The 21,754-nt window shown below is 64.4% G+C and carries 20 protein-coding genes; 7 read left to right on the top strand and 13 right to left on the bottom strand.

Features of this window, described 5'->3' with window-relative positions; all coding sequences use genetic code 11:
- From gspG to GGR44_RS00345, 3 genes are read right to left on the bottom strand one after another with little or no spacing between them, the layout of a single operon-like run.
- Positions 1 to 450, bottom strand: a complete 450-nt coding sequence (gene gspG, locus GGR44_RS00355) for a type II secretion system major pseudopilin GspG (RefSeq protein WP_246344252.1) — start codon at positions 448 to 450, stop codon at positions 1 to 3.
- A complete protein-coding gene (locus GGR44_RS00350) occupies positions 450 to 1,658 on the bottom strand; it encodes a type II secretion system F family protein (protein WP_221214226.1) in 1,209 nt (402 codons plus the stop codon). Before GGR44_RS00350 ends, gspG begins: the two co-directional genes overlap by 1 nt.
- Positions 1,658 to 3,385, bottom strand: coding sequence for a GspE/PulE family protein (locus tag GGR44_RS00345; protein WP_343052277.1), 1,728 nt, complete (start codon positions 3,383 to 3,385; stop codon positions 1,658 to 1,660). The genes GGR44_RS00350 and GGR44_RS00345 overlap by 1 nt, the downstream gene beginning before the upstream one ends.
- Before the next feature lie 359 nt (positions 3,386 to 3,744).
- On the opposite strand from GGR44_RS00345, the gene GGR44_RS00340 reads away from it, so the two are divergent.
- Both GGR44_RS00340 and GGR44_RS00335 read left to right on the top strand, forming a co-directional pair.
- Positions 3,745 to 5,520 (top strand): substrate-binding domain-containing protein, encoded by a 1,776-nt coding sequence (locus GGR44_RS00340; RefSeq protein WP_183953469.1) that lies wholly within the window; start codon positions 3,745 to 3,747, stop codon positions 5,518 to 5,520.
- Between the two features lie 76 nt (positions 5,521 to 5,596).
- Positions 5,597 to 6,178 carry a hypothetical protein gene (locus GGR44_RS00335; RefSeq protein WP_183953468.1) on the top strand — a complete coding sequence of 194 codons (582 nt, stop codon included), beginning with the start codon at positions 5,597 to 5,599 and terminating at the stop codon, positions 6,176 to 6,178.
- 4 nt (positions 6,179 to 6,182) lie between these two features.
- On the opposite strand, the gene GGR44_RS00330 is transcribed toward GGR44_RS00335, so the two are convergent.
- Entirely contained in the window at positions 6,183 to 7,415 is a 1,233-nt protein-coding gene (locus GGR44_RS00330; RefSeq protein WP_183953467.1) for a pyridoxal-dependent decarboxylase, exosortase A system-associated, read from the bottom strand.
- Entirely contained in the window at positions 7,412 to 8,953 is a 1,542-nt protein-coding gene (locus tag GGR44_RS00325) for an acyl-CoA ligase (AMP-forming), exosortase A system-associated (protein ID WP_183953466.1), read from the bottom strand. The genes GGR44_RS00330 and GGR44_RS00325 overlap by 4 nt, the downstream gene beginning before the upstream one ends.
- Before the next feature lie 50 nt (positions 8,954 to 9,003).
- On the opposite strand from GGR44_RS00325, the gene GGR44_RS00320 reads away from it, so the two are divergent.
- Together GGR44_RS00320 and GGR44_RS00315 are read left to right on the top strand one after the other, a co-directional pair.
- Entirely contained in the window at positions 9,004 to 10,023 is a 1,020-nt protein-coding gene (locus GGR44_RS00320) for a GNAT family N-acetyltransferase (RefSeq protein WP_183953465.1), read from the top strand.
- A 28-nt stretch (positions 10,024 to 10,051) separates the two neighbouring features.
- A complete protein-coding gene (locus tag GGR44_RS00315) occupies positions 10,052 to 10,342 on the top strand; it encodes an acyl carrier protein (protein ID WP_183953464.1) in 291 nt (96 codons plus the stop codon).
- A gap of 30 nt (positions 10,343 to 10,372) precedes the next feature.
- On the opposite strand, the gene trxB is transcribed toward GGR44_RS00315, so the two are convergent.
- The 5 genes from trxB to GGR44_RS00290 form a co-directional block, all read right to left on the bottom strand.
- Positions 10,373 to 11,335 carry a thioredoxin-disulfide reductase gene (gene trxB, locus GGR44_RS00310; protein WP_183953463.1) on the bottom strand — a complete coding sequence of 321 codons (963 nt, stop codon included), beginning with the start codon at positions 11,333 to 11,335 and terminating at the stop codon, positions 10,373 to 10,375.
- 360 nt (positions 11,336 to 11,695) lie between these two features.
- Positions 11,696 to 12,031, bottom strand: coding sequence for a CVNH domain-containing protein (locus GGR44_RS00305; protein WP_183953462.1), 336 nt, complete (start codon positions 12,029 to 12,031; stop codon positions 11,696 to 11,698).
- Between the two features lie 223 nt (positions 12,032 to 12,254).
- Positions 12,255 to 13,223 carry an endolytic transglycosylase MltG gene (mltG, locus tag GGR44_RS00300; protein ID WP_183953461.1) on the bottom strand — a complete coding sequence of 323 codons (969 nt, stop codon included), beginning with the start codon at positions 13,221 to 13,223 and terminating at the stop codon, positions 12,255 to 12,257.
- 10 nt (positions 13,224 to 13,233) lie between these two features.
- Positions 13,234 to 14,493: a beta-ketoacyl-ACP synthase II gene (fabF, locus tag GGR44_RS00295; protein WP_183953460.1), complete on the bottom strand. Its 1,260-nt coding sequence runs from the start codon at positions 14,491 to 14,493 to the stop codon at positions 13,234 to 13,236.
- Positions 14,494 to 14,680: 187 nt separating this feature from the next.
- Complete coding sequence (locus GGR44_RS00290) at positions 14,681 to 14,914, bottom strand: acyl carrier protein (RefSeq protein WP_183953459.1); 234 nt, start codon at positions 14,912 to 14,914, stop codon at positions 14,681 to 14,683.
- A gap of 193 nt (positions 14,915 to 15,107) precedes the next feature.
- Between GGR44_RS00290 and GGR44_RS00285 the strand changes: the two genes are divergently transcribed.
- Complete coding sequence (locus GGR44_RS00285) at positions 15,108 to 16,337, top strand: glycosyltransferase family 87 protein (protein ID WP_183953458.1); 1,230 nt, start codon at positions 15,108 to 15,110, stop codon at positions 16,335 to 16,337.
- A gap of 16 nt (positions 16,338 to 16,353) precedes the next feature.
- Here GGR44_RS00285 and fabG read toward each other — a convergent pair whose 3' ends face one another.
- The 3 genes from fabG to fabD form a co-directional block, all read right to left on the bottom strand.
- Positions 16,354 to 17,094 (bottom strand): 3-oxoacyl-[acyl-carrier-protein] reductase, encoded by a 741-nt coding sequence (fabG, locus tag GGR44_RS00280; RefSeq protein ID WP_183953457.1) that lies wholly within the window; start codon positions 17,092 to 17,094, stop codon positions 16,354 to 16,356.
- 20 nt (positions 17,095 to 17,114) lie between these two features.
- Positions 17,115 to 17,423 (bottom strand): GxxExxY protein, encoded by a 309-nt coding sequence (locus tag GGR44_RS00275; RefSeq protein WP_343052276.1) that lies wholly within the window; start codon positions 17,421 to 17,423, stop codon positions 17,115 to 17,117.
- Positions 17,424 to 17,564: 141 nt separating this feature from the next.
- Positions 17,565 to 18,500 carry an ACP S-malonyltransferase gene (gene fabD, locus GGR44_RS00270; RefSeq protein WP_183953456.1) on the bottom strand — a complete coding sequence of 312 codons (936 nt, stop codon included), beginning with the start codon at positions 18,498 to 18,500 and terminating at the stop codon, positions 17,565 to 17,567.
- A gap of 180 nt (positions 18,501 to 18,680) precedes the next feature.
- Between fabD and GGR44_RS00265 the strand changes: the two genes are divergently transcribed.
- The gene (locus tag GGR44_RS00265) at positions 18,681 to 20,132 is read left to right on the top strand and encodes an efflux transporter outer membrane subunit (RefSeq protein WP_343052275.1); all 1,452 of its coding nucleotides are present in this window, start codon (positions 18,681 to 18,683) and stop codon (positions 20,130 to 20,132) included.
- On the top strand, positions 20,122 to 21,753 hold the full coding sequence (locus GGR44_RS00260; RefSeq protein WP_183953455.1) for an efflux RND transporter periplasmic adaptor subunit: 1,632 nt from the start codon (positions 20,122 to 20,124) through the stop codon (positions 21,751 to 21,753). Before GGR44_RS00265 ends, GGR44_RS00260 begins: the two co-directional genes overlap by 11 nt.
- The last annotated feature ends 1 nt before the right edge of the window (position 21,754 follow it).

Raw genomic sequence — 21,754 nt, 5'->3', positions numbered from 1 at the left:
TCACCAATTGCCGACATCCTTGGCCTCGCCGGTGCCGCCGGGTGCGCCGTCCGACCCCAGGGTGAAGATATCGAATTCGCCATGTTCGCCCGGCGCCTTGAACTGATAGGGCTTGCCCCATGGGTCGATCAACGCGCTCGCCTGCGGCAAATAGGGCCCGTTCCAGGCCGCCGCACTGGCAGGCGCCTTCACCAGCGCTTCCAACCCGGCCGCCTGCGGCGGCGGGCCGCCATTGTCGAAACGATATAATTCCATGGCCGACGCGATATTCCTGATCTGCACCTTGGCTGTCTGGCTTTTCGAACTGCCCAGATAACGCAGCGCCTGCGGCGCGACGATGGCCGCGAGCAGTCCCAGAATGGCGATCACCACCAACAGTTCCAGCAGGGTGAAGCCGCCTTCCCCCGTGACGGGTCGACCATCGGCCCCATGTTCGCGCGCAATCATCATCACTCCAGTGCAAGCTCGTTGAAACCCAGAATCGCAGTCATGATGGAGCCGATAATGACGGCAACGGTCACGCCCATGACAATCGTGATGATCGGCGTCAGCATAGCGGTGAGGCGCTTCAGTCGCAACGCCACCTCATCATCCAGTACATCGGCCAGCCGATCCAGCATGGTATCAAGTCGAGCGGTCTCCTCGCCGGTGCGGACAAAGCTCAAAGCCATGCGGGGAAATTGCCCCGATTGCGCGACCATTTGCGACAACAGGCCGCCCTCGCGCACGCGCTCGGCAATCTGGACGATGGCCGCGCCGATGACCCGGTTGGCCACCGTGCGCTGGGCCAGCGCCAACGCCGTCGGCAACGGCACGCCGCCGCCCAGCAGATTGCCCAGCACACGCGCGAAACGGCCAATCTCCATGCGGCGCACCAGATCGCCAAGCAACGGCAGCGCCAGCAAAGCGCGGTCGATGCTCTCTCGCATGGCGGGCTGCGCCAGCCACAGCCGAAGCAGGGCGACGGCCCCCACCGCAATCAGCAGCATCACCAGCCCATAAGCGCGAAAACCCCGGCTGGCGCCGACAACCATGCGGGTCATCGCCGGCAGCCGGTCTTCGGCGCCCGCGAAAAGCCCTTCGAACTGGGGCACCACGAACAACAGCATCAACATGATGACGCTGCTGGCCAGCGCGACCAATATCGCCGGGTAGATAAGCGCGGATGTCACCTCACGCCGCAATTTCTGCATCCGCTCCAGCGTCGCCGCCAGCTTGGCCAGCGCCGCGCCGGGATCGCCATTGGCTTCGCCGGCCGCAATCATCGGGGCGGCCATCGCGGGGAAAACATCGCCGAAGGATTGAACAGCCTCCGACAACGGCTTGCCCTCCTTCACCAGCCGATGAACATCGCCAAAGGTCGCCTTCAGCGCTGCACCTTCTATATTGTCGGTAACGATGACGAGGCTGCGGTCCAGCGACAGGCCGGCTGCAACCAGCACGCCCATCTCGTTGATCGCCTTGACCATCTGATCGGGATCGACCCTGCGCTTGCGCCCGGTCTTGCCGCCCGCCACGACCTCCGTCGTGCGGATCGGGCGCAGCCCCTGCCCCTGCAACTGGGCGACCGCCTGCGCCAGCGACGCGGCCTCTATCGCGCCTTCACGAATGGCGCCGGTCATGGATGCCGCACGATAGTGAAACGTGGCCATGCTCATCAGATCTCGCGCGTCACCCGCAACACTTCCTCGATCGTGGTCACGCCCGCCGCCGCCTTGACCAGACCATCGGCCAGCATCACCCGCATTCCGCCTGCCTGCGCCGCGCGCTGCAACTCGCGACCCTCGGCGCGCTGCAATATCAGTTCCGCCAGCCGATCGTCGACCTCCAGCAGCTCGACCAGCGCCAGACGCCCCTGATAGCCGGATCCGCCACAGCTATCGCACCCGACCGGTTGTCGAAAATCGCTATGCTGGGGGATATTCGCCAGCAGCGCCGGTTCAATTCCGGCCGCTTCCAGACGCGCCGCCGCATGAGGAGCCGGCTGGCTGCAATGGGGGCACAGGCGCCGCACCAGTCGCTGGGCGAGCACTGCGTTGAGCGTGCTGGTCAGCAGGAAAGGTTCGATTCCCATATCCATCAACCGGGCCACGGCGGCGGCGGCGCTGTTTGTATGCAGGGTCGACAGGATGCTGTGGCCGGTCAGGGCCGCCTGCACGGCGATCTGCGCCGTTTCCAGATCGCGAATTTCGCCGACCATGACAACGTCGGGATCCTGCCGCAGGAAGGATCGCAGCGCCGAAGCGAAGGTCAGGCCGATGCCGGGTTGCACCTGGGTCTGGTTGACGCCCGCCAGTCGATATTCGATCGGATCCTCAATGGTCAATATCTTGCGCTCGGGCGTGTTGATCTGGTCGAGCGCAGCGTAGAGCGTGGTCGTCTTGCCGCTGCCCGTGGGGCCGGTGACCAAAACGATGCCGTGCGGGCGGCGCACATTGCGCAAAAGCGCCTCCGCCTGTTCCTCACCATAGCCCAGCGCCTTGAAGTCGAGCGCGACATTCGACCGGTCGAGCAGGCGCATCACGACGCTTTCGCCATGGATCGTTGGCGAGGTGGCGACGCGCAGGTCGATTTCGTGCCCGCGCACGGCCAGACGCAGGCGCCCATCCTGCGGCAATCGCCGCTCGGCGATGTTCAGCGACGCCATCACCTTGATCCGGCTGACCAGCGACTGTTTCATCGATGCGGGCAGCGGCACCATTTCGCGCATGACGCCATCAATGCGGAAACGCACCGCCAAACCGTCTTCGGTCGGTTCCAGATGAATGTCGGACGCCTGCATCTCGCCCGCCCGCGCGATCAGACGATTGACTGCCCGGATCGCCGGAGCGTCGCTGGTCTGGTCCTTCAGCCTCTCCAGATCCTCTTCGCCCATTTCGGTCAGGTCTGCCTCTCCACCGCGCTCCTCTCCGTACAGGCGCTCCAGCGCCGCATCTATATCGGTCGCCATGCCCACCATCACCCGCACTGGCGTCCCGGTGCTGAACGCGATGGCGTCGCGGGCATAGTGGTCCAGCGGATTGGCGACCGCGATCACCATGACGCCACCGGCATCGGAAATCGGCAGCACCCGCTGATCGCGCAGAAAACGGTGAGAGATGACGCCGGCGCCGACCGGATCATCGGGAAATTGCTGCGCAAGGATCAATGGCGCCCTTGCCGTTTCAGACAGAAACTGGGCCAGGCGACGTTCGGATATCATGCCCAGGCGCGTCAGCACGGTTTCGATCCTGTCCCCCGTTTCCTGCTGTACATGACCCGCCCGCTGCCCGGCCTCCCGCGAGAGCAGGCCCGCGGCAACCAGACGCGCGATCATGACATCGTGAAATTCTTCGTGGACGACCGCTGCGACCGGCCGCCCATCATCGGGCGCCGGCGCCGACACAATCATTCCCCCCACCACGCAACCCTCCGAACCCGGCGCAGACCCGCCCCCGACGCGACAAGAGGACAGCCCCTAAAGTCCCCTTACCGAATCATGTCATAAAATTGTTACTGTCCTAGTGTCTATACCGCATTGAAGAGTCGAATCTCCTACGAGAATAAGGCTTTTGGTCATAGCGACTCAAAAAAGGTCGTTATTTGGTGGGGTATATTCTAGGCCATCTGAAACAGCGCCATGGCCGGCGCTCCATTTAAAGTTTCATTTTTATGACAGTTTTGCCGGTATCGGCAAAATTTCGAATATTCATGCCCTGAATATTCGGAAAGCGCATGCGCTTGTGTTTCGAACAGGAGGATTTCATGCTTCGTACAGTTCAGTTTCTTGCTTCGGCGGCCGTTGTCGTCGCGGCGGGCCTGCCGGCCGTTTCCGGCGCCCAGACCGTTCTCAATGCCTATGGCAACGGCGCGTCGCTGCCTGCCCCCTACTGGCGCCAGGCCGCTGACTGCTACGGCGTCAAGACCGACCTGATCTTCGCCGGCACCCCGCCGACGACGCAGACGCTGCCCGACTTCAACTTTGCCGGCACGCCGCCGCAGGATTGCGCCACCACCGACTTCAACCCCAACCACCGCGTGACCTACAAGTCGACCGGTTCGGGCACCGGCATCGCCGCCTTCTACAGCCACTCGCCCGCCGTCGCTGGCGACATCGATCCCGCCGAAGGCACGCAGCTGTTCCCGGCGATCCACTATGCGCTGTCGGAAACCTCGCTGGGCACCAGCGACGTCAACGCCTATAACAATGGCGGCACCGTCCAGGGCGTCACCGTTGTCGCGCCGGGCGTCACGCCCCCGTCGGGCCAGTATCCCAACCCGCGCTACAACTATGGCGCCATGGTCCAGTTCCCGCTGCTGATCGCGCCGGTGACCATCGCTTATGATCCGGTCTACAAGAAGGTGCGCCAGGGCGACGGTTCGATCACCGAATATAGCTACAACCTGAACTTCCCCCGCGCCGACGGCACGGGCGGTCTGCGCCTCAGCCAGCTCGCCGTCTGCCAGATCTTCAACGGCCAGATCAAGAACTGGAACTTTGCGCGCCTGACTCAGCTGAACGGCAACGTCTCGCTGAAGGATCCGAGCGACTCCGACACGTTCAGCGTGCCGCTGCAGATCGTCGGCCGTCAGGACAGCTCGGGCACGACCTCGCTGTGGACCCGCTTCCTGGCCAATGCCTGCGCCGCCGTGCCGGGCAACAACTATGGCGACTCGACCAGCCGCCTGCCGGGCACCTACAAGGATGCCGGCGGTTCGACCCGCACCACCACCGCCGCCAATGGCGACGATCTGGTCGGCGCGGTCTGGGACAAGACCTCCGACAATTTCGGCGCTGGCCGCGTCTTCTACACCGGCAACGACGCCGAAGTGGCGGGCAAGTACACCGTCGCCGATGGCAATGACGGCGTCGCCAAATATCTGGACTTCACCCAGGATCCGACCTCGACCCCCGGTGACACGGTGATCCAGGGCCGTATGGGCTATGTCGGCCCCGACTATGTGCTGCCCGGCGTGCTGTTCACCGAACAGAACACCTTCAACCTGCACACCTCGGACGTCCAGAACGCCGCCGGCGCGTTCCGTGCGCCGACCCCGGTCGCCATCAACGCCGCCTTCGGTTCGGTCCTGCCGCCCGAAACCAACAGCAGCGGCGTCTACACGCCGGTCGGCGCCTGTGCGTCGAACGACCTCAGCGCCCGTTGCCGCAACCAGCCGCAGGACTGGGTCGAACCCGCGTCGAAGACCAGCCCGCTGGCCAACCCGACCGACGTTCGCGCCTATGCCATCGTCGGCACGTCCAACTATCTGGGTTATAGCTGCTACGCAGTGAACTCTTCGCGCACCGTGCTGAACGGCTTCATCACCTACTATATGAAGAACCGCACCATTTCGGACAACGCGCTTGGCTTGCTGGTTTCGTCCGGCTTCATGCCGCTGCCGCCGGCCTGGCGCGTCGCCATCCAGCGCACCTTCAACGATCCGACCGATCCCGATGGCACGCAGCTGACGATCCACACCCGTGGTCAGCGCAGCTGGTGCCCGAACACCGGCGAATTCGGTCGCCCGATCGGCGGCTAATCACTGCAATACATGCGACAAACTGGCCCGGCGCAATTGCGCCGGGCCTTTTTCTGCCTCTTGCCCCATTGATCGGATGACCATGTTCGCTTCCTTCCGCATCGCTCTGCCGACGCTACTCCTTCTGGGCGGAATCGCCCCCGCCGTCGCAGCGCAGGAACTGAACAAGGAAGATGTGCCCTTTAACGAAGGCGCGCCACAGGTGCCCGATCAGGACGCGCCCGAACGCACCCTGCTTTGCACTGTCCATCACGCCACCAACATCGACCCGGCAAAAGCGCAGGCCGAAAGCGACATCATTTACGGCCAAACGTCTCAGTTCACGCTGGTCCTTGGCGCAGGCCATGTTCCCAAGGCTGTGGGCGTCGGCACGGCGGAGCCCGGCACAGCGCCCGATCCTTCCTACAAGATCGCCAGCGACCCGCAGAAATTATTCGCCATGGCCGGCCCGACATTCGACCGCGTCGCCGACTACTGGCCCCGCCATGTCGAGGTCGGCAAGACGATCATGGGCAAGGCCTTTTCCTTCATCCTGCTCGACGAATTGCCGGGCACGCCCGGCACGATGAGCGCATTCGTATCACGCGCCGCCGATGCCGTGACGGTTGACGTCAGCTGGATTCACCGGGGAACCTGCGCCATCCAGCCTTCGTCCTGACCCGTCAGTCCAGCAGCATCTCGCGCGGCGCGGGATGCCCCAGAAACGCCATGGGGCTTGCCGAAGCGCCATAGGCTCCGGCAAGAAAAATGGCGATAAGGTCACCGACCGCGACCAGCGGCAGCGCAACCTTGTCCCCAAGACGGTCGATCGGCGTGCACAGGCACCCGACCACGTTCACCGCGTCTCCGGCCGGCGGCGCGCCGAAATGATTGGCGATAGCGATCGGATAGTTGCGGCGCACGACCGTGCCGAAATTGCCGCTCGCGGCCAGTTGATGGTGCAGGCCGCCGTCGACGACGACGAACGTCTCGCCCTGGCTCTGCTTCACATCCACGACACGGGTCAGGTAAACCCCCGCCTCCGCCACCAGCCAGCGGCCCAGTTCCATGGCGAAACGGCTGTCGCGCAAAATGGCCGGGCGTTCGTCCAGCACCGCGCCCAGCGCCACGCCGATCGGCCGGATGTCGAGCGGCACGTCGCCAGGGAAATAGGCGACGCCAAAGCCGCCGCCCAGATTGACCAGCGGGGGCGTAACGCCCACCTGTTCGGACAAACGGGCCGCCAGCGCGATGGTCGCCGCCTGCGCTTCAATGATCGCCATGGCGTCCAGATTCTGACTACCGGCAAAGATATGCCAGCCCCGCCAGTCGGCCCCGGCGTCGATGACATGACGGGCCAACGCCGCCGCCCGGTCAGCATCAACGCCAAAGGGCTTGGCCCCGCCGCCCATCCGCATGCCCGAGCCTTTGAGGTCGAAATCCGGGTTCACCCGCACCGCCAGCCGCGCCGTCCGCCCCTGCTCCGCCGCGAAGCGCAGAGCCCTCTGAGCTTCGCCTTCCGATTCCAGGTTGATGGTCGCGCCCGCGAAAATGGCGGCGGCCAGTTCGTCGTCGCGCTTGCCGGGCCCGGCAAAGCTGATGTGGTCGGCCGCCATGCCCGCCGTCAGCGCCCGGTCCAGTTCGCCGCCGGACGCAATGTCGAACCCGTCCACCAGTGTCGCCATCCGTTCCAGCAGCGGCGGATAGGGATTGGCCTTGATCGCATAATGAATGTCCAACGCCTCTGGCATAGCGTCGCGCAACCGGCGCACCTGCGCCTCCATAATCGCCATGTCATAGACGAACAACGGCGTGTCGCCCGCGTCGTCGACCAGCGATGCCGCACCGCATCCGCCGATCAGCAACATGCCCTCTTCACCGGCAAACCAGGCGGGGATTGGCCCCATGGGCTTCATGCGTCTTGCTCCGGGTGCAACTGCGCGTGGGCCAGCGCCACGCGATCAATCTTGCCATTGGGGTTGCGCGGAAAGGATGGCAAGGCGCGGATGGCGCGCGGATGCATGAAATTGGGCAACTCCGCCTTCAACCGCGCCTCGACCAGCGGCACGACATCCTGCGCCGCGCGGATCATCAGCAGCACCGCCTGCCCCAACCGGTCGTCGGGCACGCCCAGCGCCACCGCTTCGGAGACGCCCTCGACCGCGACCGCCGCCTCCTCGATCTCGGTCGGGCTGATCCGGTTGCCAGCCGACTTGATCATCGCGTCGTCGCGCCCGACGAAATAGAGCAGGCCTTGCCCATCACGCCGCACCGTGTCGCCCGACCATACCGCCATGCCGCCATAGGTTGACGCGGGCGGGGCTGGCCGGAAACGCTCAGCCGTGCGTTCAGGGTCGCGCCAATAGCCCTGCGCCACCAGCGGACCGCAATGAACCAGTTCGCCCGGCTCATCATCCCCCGCGACGCTGCCGTCGGGCCGCACCACCAATATCTCGGCAAAGGGGATGGCCGATCCCATGGAATCGGGATGACTGTCGACCAGAGCAGGCGGCAGGTAAGTGGACCGGAAAGCCTCGGTCAGCCCATACATGGGATAAAGATCCGCCTGCGGGAACAACGCCCGCATCCGCGCCACCAGCGGCCGGGTCAGCGCGCCGCCGCTATTGGTCAGCCGCCGGAGCTTGGCCGCCACCTCCACCGGCCAGTCCAGCTCGACCAGTTGCACCCACAGCGGCGGCACCCCCGCCAGCGTGGTGATATCGCGCCGGTCGACCAGCTTCATCACATCGCGCGGCGTCAGATAATCGAGCGGATAGACGCATCCCCCCGCCTTCCAGGTCGAAAACAGCTGATTCTGGCCATAATCGAAACTGAACGGCAGCACGCACAGCGTCCTGTCATCCGGCCCCATGCGGAGATAATCGGCCACCGCCGCCGCTCCCAGCCATAAATTGGCGTGGGACAGCATCACCCCCTTGGGCCGCCCGGTCGATCCGCTGGTGTAGAGGATGGCGGCCAGATCGTCCGGAGCGGCATCGGAGGGCGGTATCGCCTCGCCCCCCGTCATGGCGCAGGCCGCATCATCCTCGCGATGGGTCGCGCAATCGGGCGGAATGTCCTCGGCCCCAAGCGTGGCGATCCGGCTTTCCGTGCCGATCAGCAGCCGCGCGCCACTGTCAAAAAGGATATGCGCGACCTGCGCATGTTTGAGCAGCGGATTGACCGGCACATGCACCAGTCCCGCTCGCGGCGCGGCCAGCGGCATCAGCGCGGCGACCGGGCCCTTGGCGATCCAGCTCGCCACCCGCGCGCCCGGCGGCAGGCCGAAACCCGCGAGCCATGCCGCCAGTCGACCGACGCACAGCTCCAGTTCGGCATAGCTGTGCAGCCCCGATCGGCCGTCCAGCGCCGGCGCGTCTGGCGCGCCATCCAGCAAAATATGGTCGATCGGCCTTGCAATCGGCGGATTTTCGGGGACTGTGGTTAACATCATCTCCAGTTTTTCCCATTAAACCCCGCCCGCATGAACCGGGAGATAGTCGGTTGCAGGTCGCAAGGGAATATCGAAGCCTGTCGGAAGTGCGCTCGCTGGTCGGCGACCGGTTGTCGCGCGCCCATGCCTCTTGCCTGTTCGATCGGCTGGATTGGCTGGAATCGCTGCATCGCCATTGTTTCGGTCGCTTGCCGATCCGCGCATTTCAGGCCAAAGGCGACGATGATGCGCAGGCATGGATGTTCCTCGTCGGCCGGGAATCGCGGCGCGTATCGGCGCTGGCGAACTGGTATAGTTTTTCCTGGAATCCCATATTTCTGGGCGATCCCGACAGGGACGGGCAACAGGCGATGCTGACAGCCATCGCCCGCCTGATGAAGCGGGACGTGGCGATGGCGGATTTCTATCCTGTCACGCTGGACGACGGCATGGCTCCGCTGCTCATGGGCGCGTTTCGCCACGCCGGCTGGCTGGCATTCCGACGGGCCTATGGCGCGCGCCACGATCTGGACCTCGCCGGGCGCGATTTCGCTCAATATTGGGCCGGACGCCCCGGGCAACTTCGCACCACCATCAAGCGCAAGGCGCATCGCTCTCCGCTTCGCATCCGCATCGCTGACCATTTTTCGCCGAAGAACTGGCACGCCTATGTCGCCATTCATGCGCGAAGCTGGAAGGAGGCCGACCCCGGCCTGCCTTTGCTGCGCGCATTGGCGGAGCGGGAGGGCGCGGCCGGCGCGCTGCGCTTCGGCTTTGCCGAACTCCATGGGGAACCGATCGCAACGCAGTTGTGGACGGTCGACCATGGCCGCGCGCTGATCCACAAACTGGCGCACGACCGGGCGCACGATTCCTTATCGCCGGGCACGCTGCTGGGCCATGCGATGTTCGCCCACGCCATCGACCGCGATGGCGTCACCCGCATCGATTACGGCACGGGCGACAATGGCTACAAGGCGGACTGGATGGAGCGGCGGGAAGTGTTGTGGCGGGTCGACTGTTTCAACCCGCGCTTTGCATCCAGTTGGCTACCGAGCGCGAAAACAGCCATTTCCGCGCTTGTCGGCTGAACCTTGAGCCGCTAAGGCGACCGCCACCATGCGCGCCACCAACCCGCAACAGGTCGACCACATGTCGGAACTCGCCCAGCAGGTGCGCGCGCTGTTGCGCGACGCGCTGGCGCTGTCGCAGGATCGGGTCGACGGCTTCACCCCGGAAACGCCGCTGTTCGGCGCTCTGCCTGAACTGGATTCCATGGCGGTGGCTACATTGCTGACCGAAATGGAGGATCGCTTCGACATCCTGATCGATGATGAGGATATTGACGGCGACACGTTCGAAACCTTCGGCACATTGACCGCCTTTTTGGGAAGCAAGCTGGAGGGCTGATCCCGCCCCCCATTTCCCATGCGCAGCCGCTTATTCGGCTGCCACCATTTCGAAATCCGCTTCCGCCAGGAATTTTTCCACGTCCAGCGCCGCCATGCAGCCCATGCCGGCCGCAGTCACCGCCTGACGATAGATTTTGTCGGTCACATCGCCCGCCGCGAACACGCCCGGCACCGCCGTGCGGGTCGTGCCCTTCTCCACCAGCAGATAACCTTCGTCGAGCGGCAGCTTGTCGACAAACAACTCGGTCGCGGGCTGATGGCCAATGGCGACGAACGCGCCGTCGGTTTCGATGTGGCTCTTCTCGCCCGTCACGGTGTCGATCAGGTCGACACCCACCAGCCCCTCGGGCTGACCACCGCCGACGAAACGGTCGATCGCCTTGTTCCACAGCACCTTGATGTTCGGATGGGCGAACAGCCGCTGCTGCAGGATCTTTTCCGCGCGCAACGAATCGCGACGGTGGATCAGCGTCACGTCATGGCTGTGGTTGGTGAGATACAGCGCCTCTTCGACCGCGGTGTTGCCCCCGCCGATGACCACCACCTTCTTGCCGCGATAGAAAAAGCCGTCGCAGGTCGCGCAGGCCGAAACACCCTTGCCCTGCAACAACTGCTCCCCATCCGCGCCCAGCCATTTGGCCTGCGCGCCGGTGCAGATGACCAGCGTGTCGGCGACATAGAGCGTGCCGCCATCACCACGCAGGCGAAAGGGGCGTTCGGAAAGGTCGACGTCGACAATCTGGTCATACATCATCTGCGCGCCGACATGCTCGGCCTGCGCCTGCATCTGTTCCATCAGCCAGGGGCCCTGGATCACATCCTTGAAGCCCGGATAATTTTCGACATCGGTGGTGATGGTCAACTGGCCGCCGGGCTGCATCCCCTGCACCACGATCGGGGCCAGGCCGGCGCGCGCGCCGTAAATGGCGGCGGACAGACCAGCCGGGCCGGAACCCAGGATCAACATGCGGGTGGAGTGAGTGGCGGTCATGGCGGCAAAGTCCCGTGATGATTCGTGATGGCGAACAGATAGGCGGCTGCGCCCGGCGCGCAAGCATCAGCCATTGATGGCATATCTTTACGCGCCTTCAACCCGCCTTTCGTTGCCCTGGCGAACCGGCCCAGGCCATGGCGCCGCGGGCCGGAACGGATCTGGGTCATGCAAAAAAGGGCATGGTCACGACCATGCCCTTCCTCGCCATTCGGCACTTTTCGGCACCTGTCGATTGACCAGGCAGCCGATACCCGCTTGCGGATCGACGACAGCCGGCTCGCTCGCCGGGCCTTACTCCGCGTATTTCAGCACGCCGTCAAAATTGCCGATATTTTGCAAGACAACTGACGTCCACGGCTAAGTGACACCCTTTGAGTCCTGGCAACGCGCCGACAGCGTGACCGACTCCGGCTTCAGTGTCGGGGTGAAGCAAGTCAGCGTGAACGACGCGCCCGGATCCTGCGGGTTCAAGGTCAGGACGCCATTGATGTTGGTCAAGTTCTTGAGCTTGAGCGACGCCGGAATGGGGGTGCCATCCCGCTTTTTGCAGTTGGCCGAGATGGTCGCCGAGCCGCGGGTGGTCGTCAGCTTGATGTCGGTGCAGGTCTGCTGAAAGCTCGACGGCACGGCGCTGGCGGGCAAGGCCCAGAATGCAGCGCCGCAACCAAGGGCAATGAGGATCGCGCGTTTCATCTTGATCTCCTTCGATGACATGGAGGAAACCCGCCCTCCGAAGCGACGGAGGTCGAGATTGCAGCCATGGCAAACAGCACAGCCGCGCCATAATCCGCTATTCTTTCGGGTAAATCCCTCCGCCGTTGATCGGCGAATGCAGGCTTAGGTCATGGCGGAAACACTGACCACTAGTAGGTTGACTAAACGGTAACCCTCATCATCCGGTGATCGTTTCGCGCGGTCAGAGTTCCCCGCGCGCGCGCCGGATTTCGAACCAGCGGCGGACATTTTCATTATGTTCCTGATAGGTGTTGGCAAATATATGCCCGCCCTTGCCGTCGGCCACGAAGTAGAGCGCTCTGGTGTCAGCCGGTTGCAACACCGCCCGGATGGACAGCCGCCCCGGATTGGCGATCGGCCCCTTGGGCATACCCACCATTGCATAGGTGTTGTAATCATTGACCGCCGCGATTTCGGACTTCCTGATCCGGCGTCCCAGCGGCTTGCCCCTGGTGATCGGGTAGATGATCGTCGGATCGGCCTGAAGCATCATGTTGGCGCGCAGCCGGTTGCCATAGACGCCCGCGACAATCGGCCGTTCGGCCGCGACGCTGGTTTCCTTCTCGACGATGGAGGCGAGGATGATCGCCTCGCGCGGGGTCTTGACTACGGCGCGTGGCGACCGCTTGGGCCATTCGGCCGACAGGAACTTCGTCATCGCCGTCTGCATCCGCGTCAGCACGGCGGCGCGCGGCTCGCCCTTGTCAAAGGCATAGCTGTCGGGAAGGACGGTGCCTTCCTCCGGCACCGCGACGTCCCCGGTCAACTGGTCATTGGCCATCAGCCGCTCGTGGACCAGAACGGACGGCATCCCTTCGGGGATCGTCACCAGCCGGGTGACGGCCTTCCCCCCCTGCAAAATCGCCAATATGTCGCGATTGCTGGCGCCGGCCGGGATTCGGAACTCGCCCGCCTTGATCGACGCGCCGCCGCCGAAGACGCGCGCACGGGCGACGAAGGCGTCGGCCGAGCGGATGACCCCTGCCCCCTTCAACATAATGGCGGCATCGGCCAGCGTCGATCCTTCAGGAACAACGACGATGACGTCCTTGCCCGGACCATCCTCGGTCCAGCCGCGCACGAACTGGAACGTCACCAGAGCGGCGACGGCCAGACCGATCAGCAAGATGATGCAGCCCAGCCGACGCATGGCGTTACCGTCAGATCGCCTTCATGATCAGCGAGGCGTTGGTGCCGCCGAAACCGAAACTATTGTTCAGCACCGCGCGCACCTTGCGCTGCTTGGCGACATGGGGCACCAGGTCGACGCCAAGGCAGCTCTCGCTCGGTTCGTCCAGGTTCAGCGTCGGCGGCACGATCTGGTCGCGCAGGGCGAGAATGCAGAAAATGCTCTCCACCGCGCCCGCGCCGCCCAGCAGATGGCCGATGGCCGACTTGGTCGACGACATCGACATGGTGGCCAGATGGCCGCCGAACAGCCGCTTGACCGCGCCCAGTTCCAGTTCGTCGCCCAGCGGGGTCGATGTGCCATGGGCGTTCACATAGTCGATGTCGGCCAGCGACAGGCCCGACTTCTTCAGCGCCATTTCCATCGAACGATAGGCGCCCGACCCTTCCGGATGCGGCGCCGTCACATGATAGGCGTCGCCCGACAGGCCATAGCCCACGACCTCGGCATAGATTTTCGCTCCGCGCGCCTTGGCCCGCTCATATTCCTCCAGCACGACCACGCCCGCGCCTTCGCCCATGACGAAGCCGTCACGGTTGACGTCATAAGGGCGGCTTGCCTTTTCCGGCGTATCGTTGAAGCCGGTGGAGAGCGCGCGCGCCTGCGCGAAACCCGCGATGCCGATGGGGCAGATCGCGCTTTCCGCGCCGCCCGCCAGCATCACGTCGGCATCGTCCATCGCGATCATCCGCGCGGCGTCGCCGATCGAGTGGGCGCCGGTCGAGCAAGCGGTGACGACGGCATGGTTGGGGCCCATCAGGCCATATTTGATCGAAACCTGGCCCGAGATCAGGTTGATCAGGCGGCCGTGAACGAAGTGCGGCGACACGCGGCCCGGTCCCTTATTGGCCAGCACCAGAGATTCGCTCTCAATGCCCGGCAGGCCGCCAATGCCCGAACCGATGGAGCAGCCCGCGCGCAGACGCTCCTCCTCGGTCATGTCGGTCAGACCCGCGTCGCGCAGCGCCTCGCTGGCGGCGGCGATGCCAAACACGATGAACGGATCGACCTGCCGCTGGATCTTGTGGTCAACCTCCAGCGAAGCGTCGAAGCCATATTCATGGCCGACGGGCTTCACTTCACAGGCGATGCGGCATTTATAGTCGGTGGCGTCGAACCGGGTAATCTGGGCCGCGCCCGATTTGGAGGCGAGGATATTCTTCCATGTGGTCTCGACATCCGCACCCAGCGGGCTGATCATGCCAAGGCCTGTTACGACGACACGACGCATAGCGTAGCTCCAAACTTCATTCCTGCTCCCGGCCGTTCCAATAGCGGCTTGGCGACCGCTTGTCGAAGGGGTGAAAGACGGCCAGATGCGAAACGGCTCCCCACGATCCGGCATGACCGGCAGGAGAGCCGCCTGTTATTTAGGTCAAACCGGGGCTGCCTACATGGGCTCGCCCCGGAAATCCGCCTTACAGCTTGCTGTCGATATAATCGATCGCGTCCTTGACGGTGGCGATCTTCTCGGCGGCATCGTCGGGGATTTCGACGCTGAATTCTTCTTCGAACGCCATGACCAGCTCAACGATGTCGAGGCTGTCGGCGCCCAGATCGTCGATGAAGCTGGCGTCTTCCGTCACCTTCTCGGCTTCCACGCCCAGATGCTCGACGACGATTTTCTTTACGCGATCCGCGGTCTCACTCATGAGTGGTCCTTCTTCTTGGTACACTGGGTCTATGAATGGCTTTCAGCCACTGCCCTAGTGGCATGGGCGAATAGAGGCAAGAGGCAAGGGAGCCAAGACGCTTTATCGCGCTTGTGCGGATGAAATAGGTCATTTTTGATCCCGCACCATCATGCTTAACCAAATGTTGAGCCAGCCTTGTCACTAAAGCGCGATGATCGCAGGGCTTTCCATCGACCGCCATGTCACGGCCGCGCGCGTGCGGATGACCGCCGCGCTGGTGCTGGCTTCAACCGTGATCGGCCTGCTTTACCTGTTCGCAACCGCCCATGGCACGGTGGATTCGCTGGGTCGTCCGCTGGGCACGGATTTTTCCAACGTCTGGACCGCCGGATGGATGGCCGACCATGGCCGCGCCGCGCAGGCGTGGGATTGGCCGACCCAGCATGAGGTGCAGAAACAGATTCACGACGATCCCGCCATCCCCTTCTATGGCTGGCATTATCCCCCGCCTTTCCTGATCATCGCATCGCTGCTGGCGCAGTTCCCCTATGTCGCCGCGCTGCTGATCTGGCAGGGAATGACGCTGGCGCTGGCGCTGCTGGTGGTGCGGCGCATATTGCCCGATTGCCGGGATGCGTTGCTGGTCGCGGCTGGCGCGCCAGTGGTGCTGGTGTGTCTGGGCCATGGCCAGAACGCCTTTATGACGGCCAGCCTGCTGGGCGGAGGGATGCTGCTCCTCGACCGGCGACCATGGATCGCGGGCATGTTGCTCGGCGCATTGGTCTATAAGCCGCAATTCGCCGTGCTGATCCCAATCGTAATTCTGGCGCGCGGCAATATTCGCGCCTTCCTGTCGGCCGGGCTGACGGTGGCGGGGCTTTGCCTGCTGACCCTCGCCATATGGGGCTGGCCGGTCTGGGCCGCCTTCATCGATTCGCTGTCGCTGACCCGCCACATCATCATCGAAGCGGGCGCGACGGGCTGGGAAAAAATCCAGAGCCCCTTCGCCGCCGTCCGCCAATGGGGCGGCTCTATCGCGCTGGCCTATGGCGTGCAGGGCGTCATCACAGCCATCGCCATCGCGCTCGCGGCGCTGGCGAGCCGGCGCGGAACCATGGCGGTGCGCGGCGCGGCGGTGCTCAGCGCGGCGCTGCTCTCAACCCCTTATGTGCTGGACTATGATTTCGTGCTGCTGGGCGTCGCCATCGCGTTTCTCTATGCCGACATGCGCGCGCGCGGCGTGTTGGCGGGCGAGCCGGGCTGGCTCGCCTATGCCTGGATCGCGCCGCTCTTTGGTCGGGCGATAGCGGAATATACGCATATTCCGGTCAACATGATCGCCGCGATTGCCGTCCTGACGCTGGCGATGCGGCGCGCGATCCAAATGGACGACGCGCTCGCTCCGTTCAGGCGCTGGCGGGACGGGCGGCTGGCCGCCTGAGCCCCGCCCAGACGCATCAGATCATCGCCATGCCGCCATTCACATGCAGCGTCTGGCCGGTGACATAGCCCGCTTCCCTGCTCGCCAGATAGACGACCGCCGCGCCGATATCGTCGCCGCTGCCCAGGTCGCCCGCCGGAATCTTCGCCAGGATCGTCGACTTCTGCGCATCGTTGAGCGCGTCGGTCATGGCCGACCGCATGAAGCCGGGGGCGACGCAGTTCACGGTGATGCCGCGGCTCGCCAGTTCCTGCCCGAGCGACTTCGACATGCCGATGATGCCAGCCTTAGACGCGCAATAATTGGCCTGCCCCGGATTGCCGGTGACGCCCACGACCGAGGTGATGGAGATGATCCGGCCGAAACGCGCCTTCATCATCGGCTTGGCCGCCGCGCGGCACAGGCGGAATGTCGCCTCCAGATTGACTTGGATCACCTGGCTCCATTCGTCATCCTTCATCCGCATGATCAGGTTGTCGCGGGTGATGCCGGCATTGTTGACGAGGATGTCGATCTTGCCGCCCAGGGCTTCCACCGCCTGCGGCACCAGCGCGTCAACCGAAGCCGCGTCGGACAGGTTACAGACCACCGTCTTGTGATCGCCCCCCAATTCGGCGGCAAAGGCCTTGAGCTTTTCCTCATTGCTGCCCGACAGCGCCAGCGTCGCCCCCTGCGCCGCCAGCGCCCGCGCGATGGAGGAACCCAGCCCCCCCGAAGCGCCGGTCACCAGCGCGGTCATGCCTGTCAGGTCGAACATGTCTTTTACTCCGTTGTTTTTTATTCGCGCAAAGGCGCAGAGGGCGCAGAGTCGGTGTGACTATTGACGAGACGACGAATGCCTTCCTTGATCGTTTCGCCGCCAAAGTTGAGGATCAGGCCAACAGGCTGTTTCATCAGCCGCAAATAGGTCAACAGTTGCTTGGCATGAACCTTATGCAACTGATCGACTGACTTGATCTCAAGCACCAGTCGGTCGTCAACCAACATGTCGACACGAAATGCAGCCTGGAAATGCACATCCTCAAATTGAATGTCGATCGGCATTTGCCGGTCGACCTTATAACCCAGACGGGTGAGCTTCCCCAACAATATGGCTTCATATACGCTCTCCAGCAGTCCGGGACCCAGATCGCGAGAATGTTCATCGCAACCCCGATCACATCCCGCGTGATGTCGTCAATCGGCCTCACATTGTCTCCGCGTCCTCTGCGCCTCTGCGCGAAAAACTCAAATTGCCCCCAGCGCGGCCTCTATGTCGTCCATCGTCACGATGCTGGTCACCCTGGCATCCGGCGCGATGCGCTTGACCATGGGGCCCAGCACCTTGCCGCCCAGTTCGACGAAATCGGTGACGCCCGCGTCCCACATGGCGGCGACGGATTCGCGCCAGCGCACCCGGCCCGTCACCTGCTCCACCAGCCGCGCCTTGATCTCTTCCGGGTCGGCAACCGGCGCGGCCAGCACATTGGCGTAGACCGGCAACAATGGCGCGCTGATCGCCGCCTTGCCCAGCGCATCGGCCATGGCGTCGGCGGCGGGCTGCATCAGCGGACAGTGAAAGGGCGCGGAGACGGGCAACAGCACGCCGCGCTTGATGCCATGGTCCTTCACCATGGCGACCGCGCGTTCGATCGCACCCCGATGGCCGGAAATGACAACCTGGGTCGGATCATTGTCGTTGGCGACGGTGCACACTTCGCCCTGCGCGGCGGCGTCGGCCAGCGCCTGCGCCTTTTCGATGTCCGCGCCCAGAAGGGCGGCCATCGCGCCCATGCCCACCGGCACGGCGGCCTGCATCGCCTGCCCGCGCAACTTCAAAAGGCGCGCGGTGGTGGCAATGTCGAACGCTTCGGCCGCGCACAAGGCGCTATATTCGCCAAGGCTGTGCCCGGCGACATAATCGCCCTTGTCGGCCAGCGAAAAGCCGCCTTCCCTCTGCATCACCCGCAGGGTGGCGAGCGCGTTCGCCATAATCGCGGGCTGGGCGTTTTCAGTCAGGGTCAGGTCGTTTTCCGGCCCCTCCATCATGATGCGGAAGAGATGCTGGTTCAGCGCATCGTCGACCTCCTGGAACAATTCCTTCGCGGCCGGACTGGCTTCGGCCAGCGCCTTGCCCATGCCCACCGACTGGCTGCCTTGCCCCGGAAACAGAAATGCCCTCATCTTCCATCCTCTGACCGTCACGCCCCGGAATAGCGCATTTTCCGAAGCCGTTACACTTTGAGACACAATTGCCGTTGAGGCGCCCCTGCGATTTGGGCACTACCCCCCAACAGACCCGCGCCCCGGACCATTCCGGGACAAACGCAGGCCCCTTTAACGATCACGGAGTGCAAGGAAAAGGTGCGATATCGCATTGCATGGATGGCGGGAACGGCGCTGACGCTGTCGGCCTGCGCCGCCGGGCCGGATTATCACGCGCCCACCGGCGCGGCGCTGGCACTGCCCGACCAGTTCAGCACCGGCCCCGGCGCGGCGCTGGACGAAGCGGCCCTGTCGCAATGGTGGACCCGGCTGGACGACCCGGCCCTGTCCGCCCTGATCGACCGGGCCGTGTCCGCCAATCTGGACATTGTCCAGGCGCAGTCGCGGTTGCGGCAGGCGCGGGAATCGCTGCGTCAGGCCAATGCATCCTTCCTGCCGCAGGTCAGCGGATCAGCCAGCGGCGGCAAGAATTACCGCAGCGAGGCCGGGGGCACCCGTGTTGATAGCAATGGCAACGTCATCAGCACCGGCGCCAGCAACTGGTCGAGCAGCTATTCCCTGGGAGCGAGCGCCAGTTGGCAGATCGACCTGTTCGGCGAACTGTCCCGCACTAAGGAAGCGGCCCGCGCCCAGTTGCAGGCGTCGGGCTATGACCTGGCCACCGTGCGGATGACGATCATCGCGGAACTGGTGAATAATTATGTGCAGGCGCGGTTGGCGCAGGAACAATTGCGCATCACCCGCGATAGCCAGACGATCCAGAAGGATAATTACGACATCGCCGGATGGCGTTTGCAAGCCGGGCTCGTCTCTTCGCTCGACAAACAGCAGGCCCGCGCCCAACTGGCCCAGACCAGCGCCGCCATCCCCCAGATTGAAGCGAACCTGAAAGGCAGCCTCAATCGCATTGCCGTGTTGACGGGCGAAGCGCCGGGCGAAGCCACCCGCGCGCTGGAAAGCCCGGCCCCGCTGCCCGCCGCGCCCATCGCGATCGCCGCTGGCATCCCTGCCGACACGCTGCGCCAGCGGCCTGACGTGCGATCGGCCGAACGGGCGCTGGCCGCCGCCACCGCGCGCATCGGCGTGGCGCAGGCCCAGCTTTATCCCTCGCTGGGGATCAGCGGCAATATCGGCACGACCTCCAACGCCTTCAAGGATCTGTTCAGCCTGGTGACCGGCGGCGTCTTCGCCAATGTCGCGCAGGTGATCTTCGACGGCGGGCGGCTCGCCTCGCAAGTCCGCTCGCAAAAGGCCGCGACCGACGCCGCTTTCGCCGCCTACAGGCAAAGCGTGCTGGGCGCGCTGGAGGATGTCGAAAACGCGATGGCCTCAATGGCCAGCGCCCGCGCCCGCAAGGCGGAGTTCGCCATCGCCCTGGATGCGTCGAACAATGCCGCGATCCTCGCCCGCAGCCAATATCAGGCCGGGCTGATCGACTTCCAGACGCTGTCCACCAGCGAATCTTCCCTTCTTTCCGCGCGCAACAGCCTGGCCGGTGCGTGCGCCGACGAAATCCTCGCCATTGCCCAGCTTTACAATGCGTTGGGTGGCGGCTGGCAGAGCATGGATGACCGCCCCGATGAGCAATGATGTGATCAACGACCAGTCCCTCGACGATTTTCTGGGCGCCAAGCCCCAAAAGCCGTGGCGCAAATGGGCGATCCGCGGCGGCATCGGCCTTGGCCTTATCGTCCTGCTGTTGCTGCTCAGCCGCTGTTTCGGCAGCGACGACAAACCCAATTACGCAACCCGTGTGGTGCGAAAGGGCGATCTGACCGTCACCGTGTCGGCCACCGGTAACCTGAAACCCATCAATCAGGTGGACGTGGGTTCCGAACAATCGGGCAAGATCACCCAGGTCTTCGTCGACGTGAACGATCGCGTGACCAAGGGGCAAAGGCTGGCGGAACTCGACACCCGCCGCCTGTCGGACGCCGTCGAACAGAACCGCGCGCAGCTCGCCTCGGCGCAGGCCGGGGTCGCGCAGGCGCAGGCGCAGGTGGCGCTGGCCAAGGCGACCCTGGACCGGCAATTGAGCGTCTATCAACTGTCGGGCGGTCGCGTCCCTTCCAAGACTGAGCTGGATTCGGCGCGCGCCACCCATCAACAGGCTATCGCTTCTCTGCGCGCCGCCAAGGCGCAGGTCGACGTCGCCCGCGCGCAGTTGAGTTCCGCGACCACCAACCTGTCCATCGCCCAGATCGTCTCGCCGGTGACCGGCGTCGTCCTGTCGCGCGACATCGAACCGGGCCAGACCGTCGCAGCGTCTTTCAACGCGCCCGTGCTCTTCACCATCGCCGAAGACCTGACCCAGATGGAGGTTGAGGTGTCCGTCGACGAGGCCGATGTCGGACAGGTCAAGGACGGCCAGTCGGCGACCTTCGCTGTCGACGCCTTCCCCGGCCGCACCTTCCCGGCGCGGATCACCCGGGTGAATGTCGGCTCCAACGCCAGCACATCGTCCTCGTCCTCGACCACCACCAGCAGTTCGTCGGGCACGGTCGTCGCCTATACGGCCGTGCTGTCGGTCAACAATGCGGACGAAACGCTGCGCCCCGGCATGACCGCCAGCGCCGACATCGTGACGCAGGAGCTGCATGATGTGCTGCTCGTCCCCAACGCCGCGTTGCGCTTCAAACCAAGCGCCGGCAAGTCGGGCAGCGGCATCACCAGTATCCTGCCCGGACCCGGTCGAATGCGGCGCGGCAATGCCCGTCAGGTCAGCTTTGGCGCAGGCAGCAGCCAGACCGTCTATGTCGTCGACGAGGAAGGCAACCCCAAGGCGGTTCAGGTCGTCATCGGCGCCAGCGACGGCAACCGCACGGTCGTGACCGGTGGCGACCTGAAGGAAGGAATGCGCGTCATCACTGGCCAGCTTGCCGCCGGGCAGGAAGCGCCGCCGGAGGACCAATCACGCGACAGCGGCGCGAAAGCAAAGCCGGGCAACGGTAACGTCCCTAAGGCCGCAGACAATGCGACCGCCGCCGCTCCAATGTCATCGGCCCCAAAACAGGCCCCCGCTCCGGCCAATGCTCCGGCAAACACGCCTACAGCCGGTGCGGCCGCCGCAACCGAACGCCCCCGGATGCGCGACATGACGCCCGAACGGCGCCAGGCCTTCATCGACAGCATGACGCCGGAACAGCGGGCGGAATGGCGCAAGAGGCGTGAGGAACGCCGCGCCGCCGCCCAGTCTACCGGAGGGGAATGAA

This window comes from Sphingobium fontiphilum, assembly GCF_014196635.1.
Lineage (GTDB): Bacteria > Pseudomonadota > Alphaproteobacteria > Sphingomonadales > Sphingomonadaceae > Sphingobium > Sphingobium fontiphilum.
This window is presented reverse-complemented; position numbering and strand designations above follow the sequence as displayed.

Coding starts and splice junctions, on each gene's coding strand:
- GGR44_RS00290 (WP_183953459.1), bottom strand. CDS start 14,914: ATGAGTGAGACCGCGGATCGCGTAAAGAAAATCGTCGTCGAGCATCTG.
- GGR44_RS00260 (WP_183953455.1), top strand. CDS start 20,122: ATGAGCAATGATGTGATCAACGACCAGTCCCTCGACGATTTTCTGGGC.
- GGR44_RS00285 (WP_183953458.1), top strand. CDS start 15,108: ATGATCGCAGGGCTTTCCATCGACCGCCATGTCACGGCCGCGCGCGTG.
- fabG (WP_183953457.1), bottom strand. CDS start 17,094: ATGTTCGACCTGACAGGCATGACCGCGCTGGTGACCGGCGCTTCGGGG.
- GGR44_RS00330 (WP_183953467.1), bottom strand. CDS start 7,415: ATGAAGCCCATGGGGCCAATCCCCGCCTGGTTTGCCGGTGAAGAGGGC.
- GGR44_RS00305 (WP_183953462.1), bottom strand. CDS start 12,031: ATGAAACGCGCGATCCTCATTGCCCTTGGTTGCGGCGCTGCATTCTGG.
- GGR44_RS00315 (WP_183953464.1), top strand. CDS start 10,052: ATGCGCGCCACCAACCCGCAACAGGTCGACCACATGTCGGAACTCGCC.
- fabD (WP_183953456.1), bottom strand. CDS start 18,500: ATGAGGGCATTTCTGTTTCCGGGGCAAGGCAGCCAGTCGGTGGGCATG.
- GGR44_RS00335 (WP_183953468.1), top strand. CDS start 5,597: ATGACCATGTTCGCTTCCTTCCGCATCGCTCTGCCGACGCTACTCCTT.
- trxB (WP_183953463.1), bottom strand. CDS start 11,335: ATGACCGCCACTCACTCCACCCGCATGTTGATCCTGGGTTCCGGCCCG.
- gspG (WP_246344252.1), bottom strand. CDS start 450: ATGATGATTGCGCGCGAACATGGGGCCGATGGTCGACCCGTCACGGGG.
- GGR44_RS00340 (WP_183953469.1), top strand. CDS start 3,745: ATGCTTCGTACAGTTCAGTTTCTTGCTTCGGCGGCCGTTGTCGTCGCG.
- mltG (WP_183953461.1), bottom strand. CDS start 13,223: ATGCGTCGGCTGGGCTGCATCATCTTGCTGATCGGTCTGGCCGTCGCC.
- fabF (WP_183953460.1), bottom strand. CDS start 14,493: ATGCGTCGTGTCGTCGTAACAGGCCTTGGCATGATCAGCCCGCTGGGT.
- GGR44_RS00350 (WP_221214226.1), bottom strand. CDS start 1,658: ATGAGCATGGCCACGTTTCACTATCGTGCGGCATCCATGACCGGCGCC.
- GGR44_RS00325 (WP_183953466.1), bottom strand. CDS start 8,953: ATGATGTTAACCACAGTCCCCGAAAATCCGCCGATTGCAAGGCCGATC.